Raw genomic sequence first — 21,794 nt, forward strand, 5'->3', positions numbered from 1 at the left:
CCAGCCGTGTGCCCTCCCGATCTGGCGCCGCCCAGACCCCCGACGGCCAGCAGTTTGGCGTCGGCGCCTGCATCGGTGGCACCTGCGAGGACGGCTTCGGCGGCTTTTTTCGTGTGACCATAGCCACTGTGATAAACGATGACGATTTTCGGCATGTCATTCCTTCTCTGCGACTCAACGTCGCGGGTTAAGCGGAAAGACCCAGTCTAGCAAGCCAAATTTCGGGCCGATTTGCGCACCTTGCGGAGGGTTTTGGTCACCGTCCGTAGGTCACCACGAGCTGCGCGCTGGACAGCGCCGTTGTGCGGATCTCGTGTTCGAACATGAGCGAGGGGCTGCTCTGGCGAAGGCGCAAGTCGGCGCTGTTGAGCGCGTAGACGGTGATGATGTATCTGTGTGGTTTGCCTTGCGGCGGACACGGTCCCGCATAGCCGTCGATGTCGAAATCATTGCGCGATTCGACCGCGCCGATCTTGCGCAGGAAGCCCGAGGCGCTTGCGTTTGACGGCAGTTTGACAACGCTTGCCGGGATCCCGGCGACAGCCCAGTGCCACCAGCCGCGCCCGGGGGCATCGGGATCGAAGATGGTCACCGCGAAACTTTGGGTGTTGGCCGGCGCGTTGTGCCAGGAAAGCTGGGGGGAACGATTGCCGCCTTTGCAGTCGTTCTGATCGAAGACAAGGGAGAGCGGTGCTCGCTGATCTGCAACGATGTCGCTGCTTGTCAACGTGAATGGAACGGACGCAACAACTTCGGCGACTGCGTGCGGCGCATTTGATACCATCGCGGCGCAGAAAAACGGAAGCAGCAGTGAGCGGCGGGCGATTCGGAAACGAAAAACGCGGCAATCAGCGACGCGGTACACAGCACAAACCACAAGCCCGGTCCCCAAGCGCATGGTGCGAGTTCTCCTGTCTCGGGCGTGGCCAGAACTGGCGTTTCACCCTTTGTAACGATGTATTTTGTCTCAAAAATAGGATTAATGCTGCATTCAAGTTTAACATTGCGTGGGAAGGATAAAATTTTTCAAATGTTCGGCACACAACTCAGCAAGGGGCAACCAGTAGACTCGGGTTTCGCTGGGATTCCGATCTCCAGGCTGAAGGGGGTATGTAATGAACGCGGGCATACTGCCTATAATGCGCAAGGGATTTATCCATTTACGAGCGGGGGGTAAATAATGGGTCAACGGATAAAAGTCATTATCGCCGATGACCATCCTGTCATTCTGTTTGGCGCTGCGCAGGCATTACTGAAGTTTCCCGAAATCGAGGTGGTCGGGCAGGCACGTCAATCCACGGAATTGATTCAGCTTCTGCAAAAGTCTCCGTGCGACGTGGTTGTGTCAGATCTCGCCATGCCGGGTGGCCAGTTCGGTGACGGTATGCCGCTCCTGGGTTATATCGGGCGACAATTTCCGACGGTGCGTATTGTCGTATTAACCATGCTGGAAAATCCCGCGCTGCTCAAACGCTTGCGTGAAGTGGGCGTCACGGCGGTAATCAACAAGTCAGACGATCTAAGTCACATTGGTCTCGCGATCGTGCATGTCATGCGCGGGCAGGAGTACATCGGACCCTCGGTGCGCATCGCCCTCGACAGCATGGGCTTGTCCGCGAGCGGTCAGCAACGCGACGTGGTGTTGTCCAAGCGCGAACTGGAAGTCGTGCGCTTATTTGTTTCGGGCATGACGATTACCGAAATTGCGGCGCAGTTGAAGCGCAGCATCAAAACAATCAGCACGCAAAAGAATACCGCCATGCGCAAACTCGGTATTGAAAGGGATTCGGAATTGTTTCAATATGCCCAAAGTAATGGTTTATTGAATTTGTCCGCGTATGTGGGCGATGGAAATCTCGACGATGAATTTCGCGCAGACATCGATTAACTGTTAAGTTTGTTGAAACGAAAATCCGCTCGTTGATGAAACGCGCGGATTTTTTATTTCATTGACAGTATAAAAATTACGGATTATTTCGGTGTTGCCATTACCCCGCCGTGCGCCGCCGACCAATCGGCCGGGGCGTGTAAAAATTGTTCAACTTCATCCAGCGTCTTTGTCTCAAAATAACCCGCCTGTTTGGCGACCCGTAATACGTCCCACCAAGTCGCAAGCGCGTGCAATTCCACGTCGATGTCTTTCAGAACCGAAACACTTTCTTTAAAGATGTTGTAATGAAACAGCACAAAGCAATGGTTCACTTTCGCGCCCGCTGTGCGTAGCGCGTTGATGAAATTGATCTTGCTGCGGCTGTCGGTCGTCAGGTCCTCGACCAGCAGCACGCGTTGGCCTTCCGTCAACACACCTTCGATCTGCGCATTGCGGCCGAACCCCTTCGGCTTCTTGCGCACGTATTGCATCGGCACCATCAACCGGTCCGATAACCACGCGGCAAACGGAATGCCGGCGGTCTCGCCGCCCGCGATTGCATCGATCTGTTCGTAGCCAACGTCACGCAGGAGCGTGGTCTCGGCCATCTCCATCAGGCCGCGGCGCACGCGGGGATAGGAGATCAGCTTCCTGCAATCGATATAGACCGGACTCGCCCACCCCGATGTGAAGATATACGGCTTGGCCGCATTGAAATGCACGGCCTCAACCTCGAGCAGCATTTTTGCGGTGGTGTCCGAGATGGTCTGGCGGTCAGTGCCTGTCATGGGCAAGTCCTTGGTTTCGTGAGTGGAGAGCATCCCTGCCGTCGATACTACCCGGCCGATAAGTTGCAGATCATGACGATGCAACTCGGTCGCCGTGCAATCCATGCAATGCGTTTAGTCGGTTAGGCGCGCCTTTATGTCGAAAATGGTGCTCTGCGTCAAAATTATCGTGCGGTGTACACTATTTATCCCCGAAAAATGCTAAGCGCAGTCCGGGCGCGCAGTGCTTATCCCTGCGTGCCCGCCACGCGCAATCCCGACGAATTCTTCGCGCAGCCCGAAGCGGGCGCCGGCGCCGCTTCGCAAACAAATTTACTTTCCCCAACTCTTTTCCTAAACGTCTCAGGCCAATCATGGACGAACAACTGAAGCTCAGCGCCCTCGCATATCACCAGTATCCGAAGCCCGGCAAGATCTCGGTCACGCCGACCAAACCCCTGTCGAACCAGCTCGACCTGTCGCTGGCGTATTCGCCAGGCGTGGCCGCTGCCTGCATGGCCATCTTCGACGAACCGCTCGACGCCCAGAAGTACACCTCACGGGGCAACCTGGTCGGAGTCGTGACCAATGGCACGGCGGTGCTGGGGCTCGGCAACATCGGACCGCTTGCCGCCAAGCCGGTGATGGAAGGCAAGGGCTGCCTCTTCAAGAAGTTTGCGGGCATCGACGTGTTCGATATCGAGCTCGCCGAAACCGATCCGGACAAGCTCGTCGATGCCATCGCCATGCTCGAGCCCACGCTTGGCGGCATCAACCTGGAAGACATCAAGGCACCGGAGTGCTTCTACATCGAGAAGAAGCTGCGCGAGCGCATGAAGATTCCCGTTTTCCACGACGACCAGCACGGCACGGCGATCATTGCATCGGCGGCGATTCTCAACGGGCTGAAAGTCGTCGGCAAGAAGCTCGACGAAGTGAAGCTCGTGTGTTCGGGCGCGGGCGCCGCCGCAATCGCGTGTCTCGATTTGCTCGTCGACCTCGGGCTCAAGAAGTCGAACATCCTGGTCTGCGACTCGAAGGGCGTGATCTACGAGGGACGCGGCAACCTGGATCCATCGAAGGAACGCTACGCCGCGAACACGACGGACCGCACGCTCGCGGACGCCATCGATCAAGCCGACGTTTTCCTCGGCTGCTCCAGCGCTGGCGTGCTCAAGCCGGAAATGGTCAAGGTCATGGGCACGCAGCCGCTGATCCTCGCGCTCGCCAATCCGGAGCCCGAAATCCGCCCGGAAGAAGCGAAGAAGGTGCGCCCGGACGCAATCATCGCTACGGGCCGTTCGGACTATCCGAACCAGGTGAACAACGTGTTGTGCTTCCCGTTCATCTTTCGCGGTGCGCTGGACGTGGGCGCGACCACCATCACTGAAGAGATGAAGCTCGCGTGCGTGCGCGCGATCGCGGAACTCGCCCAAGAGACCGATCAGGGCGATGAAGTCGCCAAAGCGTACGAAGGCCATTCGCTCGAGTTTGGGCCCGATTACTTGATTCCGAAGCCGTTCGATCCGCGCCTGATCATCAAGATCGCGCCGGCTGTGGCGCAAGCCGCGATGGACTCGGGCGTGGCGAAACGTCCCATTCACGATATGGACGCGTATCGCGAAGAGCTGGGCACGACGGTTTATCGTACGGGCATGGTGATGCGGCCGGTGTTTGCCGCGGCCAAGTCGGCGCCCGCGCGCATCGTGTTTGCCGAAGGTGAAGACGAGCGTGTGCTGCGCGCCGCGCAATTCGTGCTGCTGGAGAAGATCGCGAAGCCGATCATCATCGGGCGCCCGGCGGTGGTAGAAATGCGGCTGCAGAAGATGGGCTCGAAGCTCAAGCCTGGCACAGACTTCGAGATCGTGAATCCGGAAGACGATCCGCGTTACCAGAAATGCTGGCAGGAGTATCACAACATTGCTGCACGCGAAGGCGTGACGCCGGACAACGCGAAGGCCGCGCTGCGCAAGTTCAACACGTTGATTGGCGCCATCCTGGTTCGTCTCGGCGATGCCGACGGCATGATCTGCGGCATGATCGACACGTATCACGACCATCTCAAATTCATCGAGCAAGTGTTGGGCAAGGCTGACGGCGTACAAAACTTCGCCGCCATGAACCTGCTGATGCTGCAGGGACGCAATCTCTTTATCAGCGATACGTATGTCAACGAGGTCCCGACGCCCGAGCAACTCGCCGATATGACCATTCTGGCGGCGCGTGAAATCGAGAAGTTCGGGATCGCGCCGAAGGTGGCGTTGTTGTCGAACTCGAACTTCGGCAGCGTGCCGACGGCTTCATCGAAGCGCATGGCCGAGGCTCGCAAGCTGATCGCCGAACGTGCGCCGGATCTGGAAGTCGATGGCGAAATGCACGGCGATGCAGCCTTGTCGGAGGTGGTACGCAAAGCCGCGATGCCGGCCTCGACACTGACCGGCGAGGCGAACCTGTTGATCATGCCGAACGTGGAAGCCGCGAACATCACCTATAACCTGCTCAAGATGGTGAGCGGGGAAGGCGTGACAGTCGGTCCGTTCCTGCTTGGCGCTGACAAGCCAGTGCACATTCTCACGCCTGCCGCGACCGTGCGGCGGATCATCAACATGACAGCGGTGGCATCGGCGAATGCGCGGGTGAAGGCGGCTGGCAACGCGGTGTGATGAAGTGGATTTGATCGTCACCATTACTATGTGACGAGATTTGATCAGGTGGGGACAGGCGGTGACCGAATAGATCGGTCACCGCTTTTTTTTCACGCGCCAGAAATATCTAACTCAAACGTGACATGGACGCTTAGGAATTTTTTTAAAGAGATAAGAAAGTTGTCGCACATACAACGGCGTCTTTCTTATTCGGACAAATCTGATTTGGTTGGCAAGGAGTGCTGAGTAGAGTCGCGGATCGTTTCACTTACCTGTTTGTTGCGGCGAATTATTTCTTGAGTTCGTTTCGCGTCAGACACATTCCGCATAACTCTTTGCAGGTATTCAGCATGAACAAGGTCTTTAAATCGGTTTGGAGCGAAGCTCTGGGTGCTTGGGTCGCAGCATCGGAATTGTGTCGCGGACGCGGGAAGGGCGGCGGGAAGGTGGCGCGGGCGGTGGCGTTGGCAGTGGCGTTGGGAATGGCGGGTGGGGCGTTTGCTGCTGGAGCGGGGACATCGGTGTCCAATGCAAGTCCGGCCACTGCAACGAACTTGACCGACATTGCGATTGGTTCAGGCGCGACCGCAGCGAGCAAGACCAAGGATGCGATTGCTATCGGCGACACTGCAGCGAGCTCGGCGGATGGCGCAATCAGCATCGGCGGCAGTGTTTCAAACGCGGCGACTAACTCAATTTTGATGGGGAACGCAGGAGTTCCGGCCGGAACGACCGGGCAGGTACCGGTTGCTTCGATTGACGCTGGTTCGACCGCGTCGGTATTTTTCGCGCCTGCTGGCGGCTCGGTTCAGACGTCGGCGAACTCGTTTTCCTTCAATCCCTATGCCGGAATCAAGACCTCGGGGTCGCCCGACTCCGTGAATATCTCGGGGACGGTAAGCGCGGCGCCATCGTCTGTAGCCATCGGTAGCAAATCCAGCGTCACCAACACTACCGCTGCAGCGACAGCAGGTGTCGCGGTCGGAGCGAATGCCTCAGTGCAGGCGTTGAACTCAGTGGCGATTGGTGCCAACTCAGTTGCCGTCGATGCAAAGACGAACCAAAACGCTGCGGATATCACGAACATCAACAACACGATCAAGAACCTTTCGATCACCGGCGATGCTTACGTGAGCCAGGATCCTTCGAGCGGCGTGATCTCCATCGGCGGGAACACGAATGGCAACGAGATCAATGTTGCGGGAACCAGTGGCGCGCGGAAGATTTCGGGCGTGGCAGCCGGCAGCATTGCACCGGCGAGTACGGACGCCATCAATGGCGCTCAAGCCTATAACATTGCCGCGTCCACGGCAGCAGCGTTGGGCGGAGGAGCAAGCGTAGACGCAAACGGCGGCGTAACGGCACCCACCTACACCGTAGGCGGAACGGACGTGCATGACGTTGGAACAGCTATCGCCAACCTCGATGGTCGTACGACTCAGAACACGACCGACATCACGAACATTGCGAACGCAACAAAAAATGCGGTCACGTACGATTCAGATGCGCATAACAAGGTCACGCTTGGAGGTACAGACGCTGCGGCCGCTGGAAATGCTGTCCAATTGTCGAATGTTGCGGCAGGTGAACTTTCGGCGACCAGTACCGACGCTGTGAACGGAGCGCAATTGAATGCGACGAATGCGCGCGTCGATACGTTCGAAAACGTCGTCAACAACCTTTCCGGCACGGGCAGTCCGTTTATCGCGATCAATTCGTCGGTTACGACGTCCCAGGCCCCTACCGCAACAGGCACCGACGCTGTCGCGATCGGCGCGAATTCCCACGCCTCGGGTAACAACTCGGTCGCGCTGGGTGCTAACTCGATTGCCGATGAAGACAACACGGCGTCAGTGGGATCTGCCGGGAACGAACGCCGTATCACCAACGTGGCGCCGGGTACGAACGGAACTGACGCAGCCAACATGAATCAGGTGAACGACTTGCGAAATGAAGTCGGCCAGAACATGACGGCATTGCAACGTAGCGCGTTCGGCGGCGTGGCTTCGGCCATGGCCATGCCAAACCTGACACCGCGTGAGCCGGGCAAGACTGTGGTTGCGGTGGGCGTGGCAAACTACAAGGGTTACGGCGCGGTCGGAGCAGGCGCAACGTATCGGTCACGCGACGGTGCTTGGTTGATCAACGGCGCGTTGTCGGTGACACCGCACGGTGATACAGGTGCGCGTGCGCAGGTGGGCTACGAGTTCTAAGTTTGAGCAGGTTGTAACGCAACACTGAAAGGCGATCCAGATGTTCGGATCGCCTTTTTTTATTTTCCGAACCGTGGCGTCACCATCGATAGCCAAGCAGCACGCCGACAGCCGCGGGCGACGAAGGAAGCACAAGCGCCGGGCGGTTGCTGCAGCCATGCCACTCGAACCTGATGCTCAGTGCTGCGGGCAAGACGGTAGTCAGCGCCAGCGTGGCTAATTAAAAAGACAACAACACGCATGGGCAGTTCGAAACCTGGATCATCCCTTTCCACGCCGCGGCGTTGCATATGTTCGATCGATTGTTTTCATCCTCGTATAGTTTCTTTCGGATAGTGCCTATGACTATTCTTATAAGCTCCCAATAAACTACGGAAAGTAGGGCGCTCAAGACAATGAGACAACGGTGCTTGGGTTATCAAGCGCGGGTCGGTTGTCGGTCATAGGTGTAAGCGGTGCGGTTTCCGAAATATGTTGAATCCGCCGTAATCTGAATAATCAATATATTAGGAATGCGTATCAATAATGAAAAGGAAATATAAGACGGTTTTAAACGAAGTCTTCGTCAATCGTGACGTGAAGGGCGAAAAGACGAGCGCCGGTTACAAGCTGTTCGAGCGGAAACGCAGCATTCATCTGGCGCCTCCGACCAAGTCCAAGCAAGCAACAGACTTGCAATTGTGGTCGTTGAGATGAGGGAAATTGAAATGATTGGCACACTGTCTCACGGTGCACATCGGCCCGTCGCGGGCGCGTGCATCAGCACTGGAAAGCGGAAAACACGGTCTGCCAGAATGGTGGCGACAGCGGTAAGTGGACTGATAGTTGCCGCGACGTCGGGCACGGTATCCGCGTCGACGTCCGGATTGGCAAGCGTATTCGCGCAAGAGTCGGCCTATGCGTCGGCAAAGTCGCTAGCTCAGGCGCCAGCGCAGCGGTTCGCGAGCACAAGTCACGTAGCGATGGGAGTTGTCAAAGTCACCAAACCCGGTTCTCTCGATGGCGACGCGTTGCTTTATGATCCGGCACGCAGTCAGGAATATCCCGCGCAGGCACGGGATATTGCCGAAACCGCGCCCAGCACGAAGCTATCGGTAGTTCTCGAAAAGGCCGAGACGATGATCGGCGTCCCCTATTCGTGGGGCGGCAATACGCCGGCACAGGGACTCGATTGCAGCGGTTTCGTGCGATATGTCTATGCGAAGGCGGCGGGGATTGTATTGCCACGAGTTTCATCGCAGATCAGTCGTCAAGGCGTTGCGATCGCGCAAACGGATTTGCATCCCGGCGATCTCGTGTTCTTCAATACAACACGCGGTACCGCAACGCACGTTGGAATCTATGTCGGCGAGGACCAGTTCATTCACGCGCCGAAAAAAGGTGCTTTTATTCGCATTGAATCAATGAAAAGCGCCTACTGGACCCGACGATATTACGGCGCGCGACGAGTCGCGTAAGAGCTCGATGGATAAACCCTTAACGACAAAACGCCCGATGAAAATTCATCGGGCGTTTTGCGATGCACTGAAGCAAAAGCTCAAGCCACTTGCCGTGTCTCACTGCCGACCGGTGCACGCCACCGCGCCAGCAAGGCATTCCATTTCAGACGCGCCGCGTTCACGTTGTTGTCCTTCACGTGACCGTAACCGCGCATGGAATCGGGCAGACTTGCGAGTTCTATCGCCAACGGCAATTTATCGAGCGTCAAGCCGCTGAGCAATTCCTTTATCAGCGCCTCATATTCCGAAATCAACGCTCGCTCCATCTTCCGTTCTTCGGTCTTGCCGAAAACATCCATCGATGTGCCCCGCAAGAACTTCATCTTCGCCAGGACTTTCATCGCGGATAGAACCCATGGGCCGTATTGCTTCTTGATGAGATGGCCGTGCGCGTCCTTCTTCGAAAACATCGGCGGCGCGAGATGGAAATTGATCTTCCAGTCGCCTTCGAAACTCCCCTTCAACCGCTCCACGAACGCCGGATCAGCATAAAGACGCGCGACTTCGTACTCATCCTTGTACGCCATCAGCTTGTGCAGGTTCCTGGCGACAGCTTCGGTCAGTGCGTATTGACCGTCGGGTACGCCAAGCGATGCTTCCGCAACCCGGACTTCCGCGACAAGCCGGCCGTAACGCGCGGCGTACGCCTCGTTTTGATAGTCGGCGAGATAGCCGATGCGCTTTTCGATCAATGCGTCCAATGCCTTCGGCGTATGCAGCGCGATGATCTTGCTGCTGCCTTGTACATCCGATGAACCTCCGCGATTCTGTTCCTTCACCAGTCGTTGCAGACCATCGAGATCATGCGCCGCGTGACGGCCCCATTCGAACGCCGCGAGATTTTTCTCGACCTGCACAGCGTTGAGTTCGATCGCGCGAACCAGCGACTCGTGCCGCAACGGCACCCAGCCGCGCTGCCATGCAAAACCGAGTACGAACGGGTTCGTGTAGATGGCGTCGCCGAGCAGTGCTACGGCAAAACGGTTTGCATCGACTAGAGATACGTGTTCACCCGCGGCCGTGCGGATGTCGGCTTCTGCGCTCGCGCCCGGGAAACGCCAGTTCGGGTTCTTGATGAACTCGGCAGTCGGCGTTTCGGCGCTGTTCACGACGACCCGCGTGTGGCCGGGCTGCATGCGCGAGCCGCATTCGTCGCTGGCGGTGACGATCGGATCGCAACCGATCACCAGATCCGCTTCGCCCATCGCGATGCGCGTGGCGTGAATATCGCCAGGCTGGTTCGCGATCTGCACATGGCTCATCACCGCGCCGCCTTTTTGCGCGAGGCCGGTGACATCGAGCACGGTCACGCCTTTTTGCTCAAGATGCGACGCCATGCCAAGCAATGCGCCAATGGTCACGACGCCCGTCCCGCCTACTCCCGTGACCAGCACGCCATAAGGACGGTCGATATCAGGAAGCGTTGGCATGGGCACGGGCGGCATGCCATCGCCGGAAATGCTCGATACCTTCGGCTTCTTCAACTGGCCGCCTTCCACCGTGACGAAGCTCGGGCAAAATCCGTTCACGCACGAGTAATCCTTGTTGCACGTGGACTGGTTGATCTGGCGCTTCGTGCCGTATTCGGTGTCGAGCGGTTCAACCGATAAACAATTCGACTTGACCGAGCAATCGCCGCAGCCTTCGCAGACGGCTTCGTTGATCACGACACGCTTTGCCGGATCGGGATAAGCGCCGCGTTTCCTGCGCCGGCGTTTTTCCGTGGCGCACGTCTGGTCGTAGATGAGAATTGTCGTGCCGCCGATTTCCCTCAGCTCGCGCTGGACTTCATCCAGTTTCTCGCGATGATAAATCTGGATGCCGGGCGCGAGGCCGACGTTCGCATCGTACTTTTCGGGTTCATCGGTGACGATCACGATTTTCTTCGCGCCTTCGGCCGCGAGCTGATGCGTGATCTGCGGCACGGTAAGCACGCCGTCGACCGGCTGGCCGCCGGTCATCGCCACGGCATCGTTGTAGAGGATCTTGTACGTGATGTTGGTCTTCGACGCGATCGCCGCGCGGATTGCCAGCAGGCCGGAGTGGAAGTACGTGCCGTCGCCGAGATTGGCGAACACGTGTTTGTCGTTGGTGAAGGGCGCTTGGCCGATCCACGCCACGCCTTCGCCGCCCATCTGGCTGAACGTGCTCGTGCTGCGGTCCATCCAGACGGTCATGTAATGGCAGCCGATACCCGCCAACGCGCGGGACCCTTCCGGCACGTTCGTGGATGTGTTGTGCGGACAGCCCGAGCAGAACCACGGCTTGCGCTCCGCTTCAACACGCGGCCGGGCCAGGGCGCGTTCCTTCGCTTCGATCACCGCAATCCGCGTCGCAATGCGCGCGCGCACTTCGGCAGGCAGATCGAACTTGTCGAGCCGCGTGGCAATCGCCTTTGCGATGATCGCCGGCGACAGCTCGTAATGCGCCGGCAGAAGCCAGTTGCCCATCGGCACGGACCATTCGCCGCCGGCGCCGTCTTTCTCGTCGAACTTGCCGAAGACGCGCGGACGTTGCGCATCGGGCCAGTTATAGAGTTCTTCCTTGATCGCGTATTCCAGGATCTGGCGCTTTTCTTCGACGACCAGGATCTCTTCCAGACCGTGAGCGAAGGCATGCGCGCCTTGCGCTTCGAGCGGCCAGACGCAGCCGACCTTGTACAAGCGCACGCCGATGCGGGCGCAGGTTTCATCGTCGAGACCGAGGTCCGATAACGCCTGGCGCACATCCAGATAGGCCTTGCCCGCCGTCATGATCCCGAAACGCGCGTTCGGCGATTCGATCTCGATCCGGTCCAGCTTGTTCGCGCGCACGTAGGCGAGCGCCGCATACCACTTGTAGTCGAGCAGCCGCGCTTCCTGCACGAGCGGCGGATCGGGCCAGCGGATGTTGAGTCCGCCGTCTGGCATCGCGAAATCGGTCGGCAACACGATCTCGACGCGATTCGGATCGATATCCACCGATGCCGACGATTCCACCACATCGGTCACGCACTTCATCGCGACCCAGAGGCCGGAGTACCGGCTCATTGCCCAGCCGTGCAGGCCGAAGTCCAGGTATTCCTGCACGTTCGATGGAAACAGCACCGGCAATCCGCACGCCTTGAAAATGTGTTCGGACTGATGCGCGAGCGTGGAGGATTTGGCGGCGTGATCGTCGCCGGCGAGCACGAGCACGCCACCCTTCGCCGATGAACCCGCCGAGTTGCCATGCTTGAACACGTCGCCGGTTCTGTCGACGCCCGGTCCCTTGCCGTACCACATGGAGAACACGCCGTCGTACTTGGCGCTGGGATACAGGTTGACCTGCTGCGAGCCCCAGACGGCGGTCGCCGCGAGGTCTTCGTTCACGCCGGGCTGGAACACGATCTCATGCGATGCGAGATGTTTCTTCGCTTTCCACAGATGTTGATCGAGCGCGCCGAGCGGGGAACCGCGATACCCCGAAATAAACCCGGCGGTGTTCAAGCCGGCGGCGTGATCGCGTTGTTGTTGCAGCATGGGCAACCGGACGAGCGCCTGAATCCCGCTCATGTAAGCGCGGCCGCGTTCGAGGGTGTATTTGTCGTCGAGTGTGACGGTAGTGAGCGCGGCTTCAAGCTTGGCTTGTTGTTCCGCGTCTAGTGGGGCATTCATTGTAGGTTCTCTCCGCCAACGTTTGGGATCGCCAAAACTCATGTGGCTTTAGCGTCTTGTGGACGCGGCAGCCGGGATTTTGAGTGTGCCTGTTTTGCATTTCTGGCAGCACTGGTAAAAACCCGCTGAAAACAAATGACACGATCGTTCGCGTGTTACGAGGTGTAAAAACGCCCGATTTTCATCATGCGCGGGAACCGCTCGTGGCGGCGGTATTCAAATACCGTGACCGATGCGCAATGTGAAACGCGCCCGGTCATTGGACACACCGATGCACGCAGTTGAAGGAGCAAGAAGTGAAACAACGATATATCCAGAATTTCCTGATGGTCTCCGCCGCATTCCTGGCGATAAACGTGCCCCGCGTCGGCGTTGCGGCCGGTTCCGAAACCTTGATGACCGGCACGCTGCGCATGGCGCCGGCTCGGGTGGAGCAGGTCTCGAACGACCCGGCTGCGAGAAAGAAAGACGAAGCCTGAATTTTCCGAACGAACAAACAAATGCCGGCGATCTGTGAGGATCGCCGGCATTTTTATTCAGTCGCGCACATCAGCTCGCTGTTGTGTCCTTCACCACGCCGCGTCGAATCTGATCGAGTTCGATCGATTCGAACAGCGCCTTGAAGTTGCCTTCGCCAAAGCCCTGATTGCCCTTGCGCTGGATGATCTCGAAGAAGATCGGGCCAATCTGGTTTTCCGTGAAAATCTGTAGCAGGATTTCGTCGCTGACCCCATCGATCAGGATCTTGCGTTTTCTCAGTTCCCCCACCGATTCGCCGTGATTCGGCACGCGCCGGTCGACAAGCTCGTAATACGTATCAATGGTGTCCAGCAACGCGATATCCGCGCTGCGCAGGGCGTCGACGGTGTCGTAGATGTTGTCAGTCCCGAGCGCGATGTGCTGAATCCCCTCGCCACGATACGCATCGAGATATTCCTGGATCTGTCCCGACGTGTCCGATCCTTCCTCGTTGATCGGGATGCGGATCTTGCCGCACGGCGAGCTCATCGCTTTCGACTTCACGGCCGTGACCTTGCCTTCTATGTCGAAGTACCGCGCCTCGCGGAAGTTGAACAGGCGTTCGTAGAATTCGGCCCACTCGATCATGCGTCCGCGATGCACGTTGTGCGTCAAATGGTCGATGTACGTCAAACCATGGCCAACGGGATTTTGATCGGCGCCCGGAATCGGTTCGAAGTCGACGTCGTAAATGCTGATATCGCCGATGCTGCCCGCCTGCGCGCCGTTCTTGCCACGCCACCGGTCGACAAAATAGATCAGCGAATCGCCGACGCCCTTGATCGCGGGAATATTGAGCTCCATGGGGCCCGTTTTATTGTCGAAGCCCCACGCGCCGAGATCGAGCGCGCGCTTGTAAGCCTTGCCTGCATCGGCGACGCGAAACGCGATCGCGCAAATCGACGGTCCATGCAAACGCGTAAAGCGTTGCGCGAAGGAATCGGGCTCGGCGTTGATCAGGAAGTTGATGTCGCCTTGCCGGTACAAGGTCACGTCCTTATGCCGATGCCGCGCGATCGCGGTAAATCCCATTTGCTCGAACAATCGCCCAAGCGCGACCGGATCCGGCGCCGTGTATTCGATGAATTCGAAACCATCCGTGCCGACGGGATTGTCCCAGGTCGTTGGTTGCATGCCTTGTCTCCGTAAATCGCGATTAACAGGACAAAGTCTATCGAGATGCGTGTGGCGGATACTTGCGAATCAAATCGCGCATCATTACGATGACGCACGTTTATAGCGTCCACTGGCGCAAAAGGGGCAGACTATGGCGCGAATCGAACTCGACGCAATCGACCGCAAAATCCTCGCAATTCTGCAGGTCAACGGCCGCTTGTCGAATCAGGACATCGCCGATCAGGTGAGCTTGTCGCCGAGTCCCTGCCTGCGCCGTATCCGGCGGCTGGAAGAGGCGGGCGTGATAAGAGGTTATGTCGCGCTACTGGAGCCCCGTCTGCTTGGACTCGGGCTGCTTGCGTACGTCAACGTGAGGCTGGAAAAGCGTGGCGGATCGGTCGCTTCGGCGGGAATGAAAAATCCGCCGACGCATGCGGATCGATTCCGCGACGCCTTGCTCACCTGGCCGGAGGTCGTGGCCTGCGATGCAATGACCGGCGACACCGACTACCTGCTGCGCGTCCAGGTGGAAGACATGGAGCACTTCTCGCGTTTTGTGCAGGACCAGTTGCTGCACCATCCATCGGTGATCGATGTGAAAAGCAGCTTCTCGCTCGAGCGCATCAAGGAAACGACGGCGTTGCCTATCCGTTGATTGCGCGGATGCTCCAGACGCAAAAAAGGCGGCTTTCGCCGCCTTTCGTGCTTTTGCGCATGCTTGCTGATATGGCCGGAACTCAGGCCGCGTCGGCAGTAGGCATGAACGCCTGAAACATTTGCGATGCCCGGCGCGCCTGGCGCTTGATCGCGTAATCGAAGACCGCTGCCTGCTCCTGCAACATCTCCGTCAGGATGCTGCTCTGGTCAGCAGGCGTGAGCGACAAATAAGCATCGGCTTCGCCGTATGCGTACTCGATCTTCATGCCCGACTTCTTCGCAATGTGCATCATGGTCGAGTTGCGCGACAAACAATGCATGTAGAGCATTGAAACGTGTGTGTTGCGGCTGCGAATCGCGGCGCGCTCGAACAAGCGGCTGCCGACACCACGGCCCCGCGCGCTTTCCAGCACCGATACACCGAACTCAGCCGTGCGCTTGTCGCCTTCCGCCGGCAAATAGGCAAGATGCCCGACGCCGACCACGTTCAGCGTTTCATCGAAAACGCCAAAAACCGTATCGCGCGAAAAGTCGATGTTCGTCACATAGTTCTCGATCACACGATCCGGCACGATCTGGCCGAAGCGCAAAAGGCGGTCGTCTTCGTCGAGGGCGAGAAAGTGGGTCATCAGGCGCTCGCGATCCGCGGAGGACAGCTCACGAACGAGAACGGGCGATCGACCGGCGGCGCTCGGCGAGCGATCGGCAGATGCGAAGATCGATGCGGCGGGGCGGTTGAAAGATAAGTTCACGATGGTGGCTCCTTGAATCGTCGAGCGACATGGTGCGTCGCAAAACGAATTTTAGCCGAAACATCGTTTTAGTACTAGGGAAAACCCGTAATACGGTGTGGAGGAATATGTCTAACTTTCAAGTATTACGAATACAAATCTTTTAAAATCAATTGTTTACACGCTGTTGCGGAAAACGGACGTGCGTGCGCCCAAATCGTGTATTGCGGTGCAGCATTTCACGAATCGCCATTCATTCCCCGTTCGATCACATCGACAACCTGTTCCGCAAACTCCCCGTAACCCAGCTTGCCGTCAGGTTTGAGCCACGTGAATGTCCAGTTGATCATGCCGAAAACCATCATGGTCAAGGCCGTCTGGTTTTCCTTGGTCGCCCGCTTCGGATAAGCACGCGCCAGTTGCCGCGCAAACGCAGCGACGATACCGCGCTGGCGTTCGAGCACGATTTCACGCTGCGTATCTTCGAGGTACTTCACGTCGTTGAGCAGAGCGACGTGCCGGCTATGCGACGTTTCGTATTCCGCGAGAAACGCGCGAATGAGCTCGGCAAACGCCTCGCGCTCGGTGAGCCCGCGCCGCTGGCTCGCGCCTTCCACCTCCGCGATGATCAGCATCAGCCGCTTCGTATAGCGGTCGAGCAGGTCGAACAGGATGGCTTCCTTGCTCGCGTAGTAGTGGTAAAGCCGCGCCTTGGACGTGCCGCTGGCGGCGGCGAGATCGGCCATCGATGTGCTCGGGTAGCTCGTCTGCGCGAATTTCGCGGCGGCGAGTTCGAGAATCTGCTCGCGTTGTGTGTCGTGGTCGGGCGCTCTGGTACGTGCCATTGAGTCTCGGAGAAGTGCTGGGTCGAACGGAATTCTAATGCTTGAGCGCGACTTGTCTCCGTCCGGCGGCTAATGCGAGGCGCGGCGCAGTCTTGCGTCGGCAATTTTTGAGGGATCGCCGCGGATTTCCAGCTTGCCTGCAGCCACGAGTTCGCGGCATCGCCAAAGGGCGATCGAGTCGCTGACCAGGAAGCCGAAACTTCCGCCCATCACCTCGCCCGCGAGCCGGCGCGACTCGATCCAGCCGGCGCTTGCGATCTGGAGGATGGTTTCATCGATATCGGAATACGTGCCCGAGATAAACGTGTTGTCGCGCCAGCGCCGCGTTTCGCTGTTTATCTGCTTCACTTCCTGCCATTCGAGCGCGAGCCGGCTGATGCGCAACACGGAGATGGGCGCGGCCGTCGGCAGCTTGACGCCGAGTTCGGGTGCCGTGAACATGCCAACCGCTGTAATGCCGTCGCCGCGGCCACGACGGCGCTGCGTGCCGTCATCGGCGGTGATGAGGGGTAGATCGTCGGCGGTCAGTTTGGCTTCGTTCAGGCGTTGCGGCACGTTGCGCAGGAAATAGGCGACGCGCCGCAGCATCAACTGATCGCCCGCGCTCTGGCCGTGCCAGACCACGACTTGACCCGTGCCCTGGGCCAGTTCGCGCAACAGCGCATCTTGTTCCTTGAGCTTCGAAATGAAATCGACTTTGTGCTCGTCGAGCACTTGTTGCCAGAAGAGGGCACGCGTTTCCGGGTTGTCATCGATACCCCTCAGATGGCCGACCGCAAGATCGTCCTTCAGGGGAATGACGCGCTCATCGCGTGAAACTGCATTCAGCGCTTCGCGAAGTATCTCGGCGGCATAGTCGCCGTTGGTAACGTGAATGGTGCTCATCAGTAACGGTGACCGCAAACGTAAGAAGGCCGGCTGCTGTGTAGCCGACTCGATCGATGTGATCGACATGACGGCAACTTAACAACAGACGGCCCCTAGTGTAAGCGAATTGAATCAGTGCAATCCGCCAACTGGTCGCTCAACGTTCGTCATAGCTCACAACTACCCGATCCGAAACCGGATGACACTGGCACGTCAGCACGAAACCGGCATCGATTTCATGTTGTTCCAATGTGAAGTTTTTCTCCATGCGCACTTCGCCTTCCAACACTTTTGCGCGGCACGTACAGCAGACACCACCCTTGCACGCGTAAGGCAGCGCAAGGCCGGCCTTCAGCCCGACATCCAGTACGCTCACGCCCTGGTACGGCAGACGCAACTTGCGCCTTTTTCCATCGATGACCAATTCCAGATCCGCCGTCGGCGTGTTGTCCGTGATCTCGATTTGCGGAACACCGGCTTGCGGCAAAGGCGTCCCGAAGCGCTCGACGTGAACCTGCTTCGGCGGCACGCCCGCGCCTTTCAGGGCGGCTTCGGCGGCGTCCATCATCGGGCCGGGACCGCAGATGAACGCTTCATCGATTTCACTGGCGGGAACGAGCGCCTCGAGGAACGCCGCGCATTTTTCCTGGTTCAGCACGCCGTTGAACAGTTCGACGTCCTGCAAATCGTCCGATAAAACGTGGTACAGCGAGAACCGGCTCATGAAGCGGTTCTTCAGGTCTTCGAGTTCCTCGGCGAACATGATGGCGTCGACGCTGCGATTGCCGTAGATCAGCGTGAAGCGGCTGGTGGGCTCCGTCTCGAGCGTCGTCTTGATGATGGCAAGCACCGGTGTGATGCCGGAACCGCCCGAAAACGCAACGTAATGCTTGAAGTGATCGGCGTTCAGATGGGTGAAGAAGCGGCCATCGGGCGTCATGACTTCGATTTCGTGACCGGGCTTGAGCATGTCGAAAGCGAAGTTCGAGAAGCGGCCGCCGCGCACGCGCTTGATACCGATACGCAATTCGCCATCGCGATCGTAATCCGTCACGCCGACGCAAATGGAATACGAACGCCGCGTTTCCTCGCCGTCGATATGCGTTTTCAACGTGACGAACTGGCCTTGCGTAAAGCGGAACGCATCACGCAGGGTGTCGGGGACATCGAAGGAAACGGTGACGGCGTCCGCGGTTTCGGGACGAACGTCGCGGATGCGAAGCGAATGGAATTGCGGAGTCGCCATGGTCGGTTTCAGTACGGTTTGAAGTAGTCGAACGGTTCGCGGCAATCCACGCATCGATACAGCGCCTTGCACGCCGTCGAGCCGAATTGGGCAAGGCGTTCTGTCTGCACTGAACCGCAGCGCGGGCAGGCGGGTTTATCGACGATGCGCGGCACGAAACGCAAAGGCCGTTCTTGCGGCGCGTGTTCGTTCGAGCCGCAGTTGCCCATGGGCGGGGCAATGCCGTATTGCTTGAGCTTTTCGCGGGCAGCGTCGGTCATCCAGTCGGTGGTCCATGCGGGCGCCAGAACCGTCTCTATCCGATGCTTCGCGAAACCCGCCGCGTTCAGCGCCGCGCCGATGTCTTCCGCAATCTGGTACATCGCCGGGCAGCCGGAATACGTTGGCGTGATGACAATTTCCAGCGTGTCGTCGGCGGCGCGGCGGACGTCGCGGAGGATACCCAGTTCGCGTATGGACACCACCGGAATTTCCGGATCGGGCACGGCTTCGAGCACGTTCCATACGTGGTCGAGCGCAACGTCTTCCGCGGTTGTCATGGCGTTCACCACGTCGCGCCCGGGTGCTGGCGCGCGATGCTTTGCAATTCCGCCAGCAGATAACCCATGTGCTCGGAATGCTCGCCGAGTTTGCCCGTGGTCACGTGCTGCACGTCGGCGGGTTTTTGCAGCGTGGCTTCGGCCAACGTTGCGTCCACATCTTCGCGCCACGCGGTTTCCAGATCGGCTGTCAGCGGACCGATAGCGGCATCGGCGATGCGCGTTTCCACCTCATCCACGCTGAAGAATTCGCGTGTGTAGGGCATCAGGTAATCCACCGCCGCCTGAGCCCGGCGATGCGATTCCTCGGTGCCATCGCCGAAACGCAGCAGCCAGTCGCTCGCGTGATTCAGGTGATATCGCGTTTCCTTGATCGACTTGGAAGCGATTGCGGCAAGCTGTGCGTCGCTCGATCGGGTCAGCGCCGTCCAGAGATGCGACATCAGCGTGGAATACAGGAAATTGCGCACGACCGTCACCGCGTAATCACGGTCTGCGCGCGTCGTTCCCGACAACGGTCCGGCGTGCGGCAACTCGCTCAACGTGAAGTTGCGGAAATCCCGCTCATTGCGGAAATATGCGTAGTCGTCTTCGGTTTTCTGCGTGCCGTGCAACTCGGTCTCGAGCGCGGCCGCATGCGAGTAAAGCAGGCGCGCCTGGCCGATCAGATCGAGACTGATGTTGGCGAGCGCAATATCTTCCTCGAGCACCGGGCCGTGTCCGCACCATTCGCCATTGCGTTGCCCAAGGATCAGCGCGTTGTCGGCGAGGCGCAGCACGTAGGACAGATGTTGGGGCGTCGTCATGTCTAACCTTCGATCACATGTGGTTGATTTCGTCGGGGAGCACGAAGAACGTCGGGTGACGATAAATCTTGTCGCCGGCAGGTTCGAAGAACTCGGCTTTATCGGCGGGATCGGACGCCGTGATCGCCGCCGATGGCACCACCCAGATGCTCACGCCTTCCTGGCGACGCGTGTAGACATCGCGCGCCATGCGCAGCGCAGCCGGCGCGTCGGGCGCGTGCAAACTGCCGCAATGCTTGTGATCGAGTCCCTGCTTGCTGCGCACGAACACTTCCCAGATCGGCCATTCGTTGTTCATTTGTCGCTCCCTATGCAGCTTGCTTTTGAGCACGCGCGGCTTGTTTGGCGGAATAGGCGAGGGCCGCTTCACGAACCCACTCGCCGTCGTCATGCGCCTTTACGCGTGTCGCGAGGCGTTCCTTGTTGCACGGACCGTCGCCATTCACGACGCGCCAAAATTCGTCCCAGTCGATGACGCCGTAGTCATGCGCTTGCCGTTCTTCGTTCCATTTCAGATCGGGATCGGGCAGCGTGACGCCGAGAATCCGGGCTTGCTCGACGGTTGCATCGACGAATTTTTGCCGCAAATCATCGTTCGATATCCGCTTGATGCCCCACTTGAACGACTGGCCGCTATGAATGGAGTCCTTGTCGCTCGGGCCAAACATCATCAGCACGGGCCACCACCAGCGATCGACCGCCTGCTGGACCATGTCCTTTTGGGCCTGCGTGCCTTTCATCATGGAGAGCAGCGCGTCGAAACCTTGCCGCTGGTGGAACGACTCTTCCTTGCAGATGCGGATCATGGCGCGCGCATACGGCCCGTACGTACAGCGGCACAGCGGAATCTGATTCATGATCGCGGCGCCGTCGACCAGCCAGCCGATCACGCCGACGTCCGCCCAGGTCGGCGTGGGGTAGTTGAAGATGCTCGAATACTTGGCTTTGCCGGCGTGCAGGGCATCGACGAGCTGATCGCGCGATACCCCCATGGTTTCCGCCGCGCTATATAAATAGAGGCCGTGGCCGCCTTCGTCCTGCACTTTTGCGAGCAGGATGGCCTTGCGCTTCAGACTCGGCGCCCGCGAAATCCAGTTGCCTTCCGGCAGCATTCCGACAATTTCCGAATGCGCGTGCTGCGAAATCTGGCGAACCAGCGTCTTTCGGTACGCGTCTGGCATCCAGTCCTGCGGTTCGATTTTGCCGTCGACCGCCATCACGGCGTCGAAACGGCTGAGTTCCGAAGACGTGGACGCCGGGTCGATGGACTGGACGTTGCCGGGAATATCGAGGGATTGCGTGTACATGACGATCGCTCGCTGTAGGAAGTCGTTGTGGAGCAATTATAAACCGACCGGACGGTCGGCTAATAGATATTTTTTGAGATGGCTGGCCTGGACCGGTCGCGTTCGCGGCGAATGCGACAATACGGGCTGATCTCCACCAACTTTTCCGTGCATGCCGTCATCGATCGAATCTCCTGTCCCGCGTGTGGCCGTTATCGGCGGCGGCCCTGCCGGCTTGATGGCGGCTGAAGCGTTGGCGGCGGGCGGTGTCGAAGTGGATCTCTACGACGCCATGCCATCGGTCGGCCGCAAGTTCCTCATGGCAGGAAAGGGCGGCATGAATCTCACGCATTCCGAGCCTGCCGAAGCTTTCCTGTCGAGGTACGGCGAGCGCCGGGCGTTTATCGAACCGCTGCTGCGCCGTTTCCATGCCATCGGTCGGCCGCAAGTTCCTCATGGCAGGAAAGGGCGGCATGAATCTCACGCATTCCGAGCCTGCCGAAGCTTTCCTGTCGAGGTACGGCGAGCGCCGGGCGTTTATCGAACCGCTGCT

The 21,794-nt window shown here is 58.7% G+C and carries 19 protein-coding genes and 1 pseudogene; 7 read left to right on the forward strand and 13 right to left on the reverse strand.

Annotated elements, in window-relative coordinates:
- Together ACRXB1_RS09385 and ACRXB1_RS09390 are read right to left on the reverse strand one after the other, a co-directional pair.
- Positions 1 to 155, reverse strand: a pseudogene (locus ACRXB1_RS09385) (NADPH-dependent FMN reductase); the annotation flags it as partial.
- Positions 156 to 256: 101 nt separating this feature from the next.
- Positions 257 to 784, reverse strand: a complete 528-nt coding sequence (locus tag ACRXB1_RS09390) for a YbhB/YbcL family Raf kinase inhibitor-like protein (protein ID WP_174364445.1) — start codon at positions 782 to 784, stop codon at positions 257 to 259.
- Positions 785 to 1,180: 396 nt separating this feature from the next.
- On the opposite strand from ACRXB1_RS09390, the gene ACRXB1_RS09395 reads away from it, so the two are divergent.
- Positions 1,181 to 1,888: a response regulator gene (locus ACRXB1_RS09395; protein WP_375509242.1), complete on the forward strand. Its 708-nt coding sequence runs from the start codon at positions 1,181 to 1,183 to the stop codon at positions 1,886 to 1,888.
- A gap of 83 nt (positions 1,889 to 1,971) precedes the next feature.
- On the opposite strand, the gene ACRXB1_RS09400 is transcribed toward ACRXB1_RS09395, so the two are convergent.
- Positions 1,972 to 2,658, reverse strand: a complete 687-nt coding sequence (locus ACRXB1_RS09400; protein WP_449491838.1) for an orotate phosphoribosyltransferase — start codon at positions 2,656 to 2,658, stop codon at positions 1,972 to 1,974.
- Between the two features lie 353 nt (positions 2,659 to 3,011).
- Here ACRXB1_RS09400 and ACRXB1_RS09405 point away from each other — a divergent pair, with 353 nt between their 5' ends.
- The 3 genes from ACRXB1_RS09405 (at position 3,012) to ACRXB1_RS09415 (ending at position 8,952) form a co-directional block, all read left to right on the forward strand.
- Positions 3,012 to 5,300, forward strand: a complete 2,289-nt coding sequence (locus ACRXB1_RS09405; RefSeq protein WP_449491839.1) for an NADP-dependent malic enzyme — start codon at positions 3,012 to 3,014, stop codon at positions 5,298 to 5,300.
- Between the two features lie 332 nt (positions 5,301 to 5,632).
- Entirely contained in the window at positions 5,633 to 7,495 is a 1,863-nt protein-coding gene (locus tag ACRXB1_RS09410) for an ESPR-type extended signal peptide-containing protein (RefSeq protein WP_449491840.1), read from the forward strand.
- A 962-nt stretch (positions 7,496 to 8,457) separates the two neighbouring features.
- Complete coding sequence (locus ACRXB1_RS09415) at positions 8,458 to 8,952, forward strand: C40 family peptidase (RefSeq protein ID WP_172811955.1); 495 nt, start codon at positions 8,458 to 8,460, stop codon at positions 8,950 to 8,952.
- A gap of 80 nt (positions 8,953 to 9,032) precedes the next feature.
- Here the strand turns inward: ACRXB1_RS09415 and ACRXB1_RS09420 are convergent, their stop codons facing one another.
- Positions 9,033 to 12,629 (reverse strand): indolepyruvate ferredoxin oxidoreductase family protein, encoded by a 3,597-nt coding sequence (locus ACRXB1_RS09420; RefSeq protein ID WP_449491841.1) that lies wholly within the window; start codon positions 12,627 to 12,629, stop codon positions 9,033 to 9,035.
- 296 nt (positions 12,630 to 12,925) lie between these two features.
- On the opposite strand from ACRXB1_RS09420, the gene ACRXB1_RS09425 reads away from it, so the two are divergent.
- A complete protein-coding gene (locus ACRXB1_RS09425) occupies positions 12,926 to 13,108 on the forward strand; it encodes a hypothetical protein (protein WP_174365025.1) in 183 nt (60 codons plus the stop codon).
- 70 nt (positions 13,109 to 13,178) lie between these two features.
- Here the strand turns inward: ACRXB1_RS09425 and hppD are convergent, their stop codons facing one another.
- On the reverse strand, positions 13,179 to 14,282 hold the full coding sequence (gene hppD / locus ACRXB1_RS09430; protein ID WP_375507792.1) for a 4-hydroxyphenylpyruvate dioxygenase: 1,104 nt from the start codon (positions 14,280 to 14,282) through the stop codon (positions 13,179 to 13,181).
- A 133-nt stretch (positions 14,283 to 14,415) separates the two neighbouring features.
- Between hppD and ACRXB1_RS09435 the strand changes: the two genes are divergently transcribed.
- Entirely contained in the window at positions 14,416 to 14,919 is a 504-nt protein-coding gene (locus ACRXB1_RS09435) for an Lrp/AsnC family transcriptional regulator (RefSeq protein ID WP_062000508.1), read from the forward strand.
- 82 nt (positions 14,920 to 15,001) lie between these two features.
- Here ACRXB1_RS09435 and ACRXB1_RS09440 read toward each other — a convergent pair whose 3' ends face one another.
- The 8 genes from ACRXB1_RS09440 to paaA all read right to left on the reverse strand — a co-directional run bounded on the left by ACRXB1_RS09440 (position 15,002) and on the right by paaA (position 21,262).
- Positions 15,002 to 15,673 (reverse strand): GNAT family N-acetyltransferase, encoded by a 672-nt coding sequence (locus tag ACRXB1_RS09440; protein ID WP_449491842.1) that lies wholly within the window; start codon positions 15,671 to 15,673, stop codon positions 15,002 to 15,004.
- A 218-nt stretch (positions 15,674 to 15,891) separates the two neighbouring features.
- Positions 15,892 to 16,497, reverse strand: a complete 606-nt coding sequence (locus ACRXB1_RS09445; RefSeq protein WP_062000507.1) for a TetR/AcrR family transcriptional regulator — start codon at positions 16,495 to 16,497, stop codon at positions 15,892 to 15,894.
- A gap of 69 nt (positions 16,498 to 16,566) precedes the next feature.
- Positions 16,567 to 17,382, reverse strand: a complete 816-nt coding sequence (locus tag ACRXB1_RS09450) for a DUF1835 domain-containing protein (protein ID WP_449491843.1) — start codon at positions 17,380 to 17,382, stop codon at positions 16,567 to 16,569.
- Between the two features lie 139 nt (positions 17,383 to 17,521).
- Entirely contained in the window at positions 17,522 to 18,610 is a 1,089-nt protein-coding gene (paaE, locus tag ACRXB1_RS09455; RefSeq protein ID WP_062168163.1) for a 1,2-phenylacetyl-CoA epoxidase subunit PaaE, read from the reverse strand.
- Between the two features lie 8 nt (positions 18,611 to 18,618).
- Complete coding sequence (gene paaD, locus ACRXB1_RS09460; RefSeq protein WP_449491844.1) at positions 18,619 to 19,149, reverse strand: 1,2-phenylacetyl-CoA epoxidase subunit PaaD; 531 nt, start codon at positions 19,147 to 19,149, stop codon at positions 18,619 to 18,621.
- A gap of 5 nt (positions 19,150 to 19,154) precedes the next feature.
- The gene (gene paaC / locus ACRXB1_RS09465) at positions 19,155 to 19,955 is read right to left on the reverse strand and encodes a 1,2-phenylacetyl-CoA epoxidase subunit PaaC (protein WP_449491845.1); all 801 of its coding nucleotides are present in this window, start codon (positions 19,953 to 19,955) and stop codon (positions 19,155 to 19,157) included.
- Positions 19,956 to 19,968: 13 nt separating this feature from the next.
- Positions 19,969 to 20,253, reverse strand: a complete 285-nt coding sequence (gene paaB, locus ACRXB1_RS09470; protein WP_056364669.1) for a 1,2-phenylacetyl-CoA epoxidase subunit PaaB — start codon at positions 20,251 to 20,253, stop codon at positions 19,969 to 19,971.
- A 10-nt stretch (positions 20,254 to 20,263) separates the two neighbouring features.
- Positions 20,264 to 21,262 (reverse strand): 1,2-phenylacetyl-CoA epoxidase subunit PaaA, encoded by a 999-nt coding sequence (gene paaA / locus ACRXB1_RS09475; protein WP_174364319.1) that lies wholly within the window; start codon positions 21,260 to 21,262, stop codon positions 20,264 to 20,266.
- Positions 21,263 to 21,413: 151 nt separating this feature from the next.
- Between paaA and ACRXB1_RS09480 the strand changes: the two genes are divergently transcribed.
- Positions 21,414 to 21,794, forward strand: a 381-nt coding sequence (locus ACRXB1_RS09480; protein ID WP_449491846.1) for an NAD(P)/FAD-dependent oxidoreductase, incomplete at its 3' end; no start/stop codon positions are given.

This window comes from Caballeronia sp. M23-90, assembly GCF_053574605.1.

Coding starts and splice junctions, on each gene's coding strand:
- ACRXB1_RS09390 (WP_174364445.1), bottom strand. CDS start 784: ATGGTATCAAATGCGCCGCACGCAGTCGCCGAAGTTGTTGCGTCCGTT.
- ACRXB1_RS09395 (WP_375509242.1), top strand. CDS start 1,181: ATGGGTCAACGGATAAAAGTCATTATCGCCGATGACCATCCTGTCATT.
- ACRXB1_RS09400 (WP_449491838.1), bottom strand. CDS start 2,658: ATGACAGGCACTGACCGCCAGACCATCTCGGACACCACCGCAAAAATG.
- ACRXB1_RS09405 (WP_449491839.1), top strand. CDS start 3,012: ATGGACGAACAACTGAAGCTCAGCGCCCTCGCATATCACCAGTATCCG.
- ACRXB1_RS09410 (WP_449491840.1), top strand. CDS start 5,633: ATGAACAAGGTCTTTAAATCGGTTTGGAGCGAAGCTCTGGGTGCTTGG.
- ACRXB1_RS09415 (WP_172811955.1), top strand. CDS start 8,458: ATGGGAGTTGTCAAAGTCACCAAACCCGGTTCTCTCGATGGCGACGCG.
- ACRXB1_RS09420 (WP_449491841.1), bottom strand. CDS start 12,629: ATGAATGCCCCACTAGACGCGGAACAACAAGCCAAGCTTGAAGCCGCG.
- hppD (WP_375507792.1), bottom strand. CDS start 14,282: ATGCAACCAACGACCTGGGACAATCCCGTCGGCACGGATGGTTTCGAA.
- ACRXB1_RS09435 (WP_062000508.1), top strand. CDS start 14,416: ATGGCGCGAATCGAACTCGACGCAATCGACCGCAAAATCCTCGCAATT.
- ACRXB1_RS09445 (WP_062000507.1), bottom strand. CDS start 16,497: ATGGCACGTACCAGAGCGCCCGACCACGACACACAACGCGAGCAGATT.
- ACRXB1_RS09450 (WP_449491843.1), bottom strand. CDS start 17,382: ATGAGCACCATTCACGTTACCAACGGCGACTATGCCGCCGAGATACTT.
- paaE (WP_062168163.1), bottom strand. CDS start 18,610: ATGGCGACTCCGCAATTCCATTCGCTTCGCATCCGCGACGTTCGTCCC.
- paaD (WP_449491844.1), bottom strand. CDS start 19,149: ATGACAACCGCGGAAGACGTTGCGCTCGACCACGTATGGAACGTGCTC.
- paaC (WP_449491845.1), bottom strand. CDS start 19,955: ATGACGACGCCCCAACATCTGTCCTACGTGCTGCGCCTCGCCGACAAC.
- paaB (WP_056364669.1), bottom strand. CDS start 20,253: ATGAACAACGAATGGCCGATCTGGGAAGTGTTCGTGCGCAGCAAGCAG.
- paaA (WP_174364319.1), bottom strand. CDS start 21,262: ATGTACACGCAATCCCTCGATATTCCCGGCAACGTCCAGTCCATCGAC.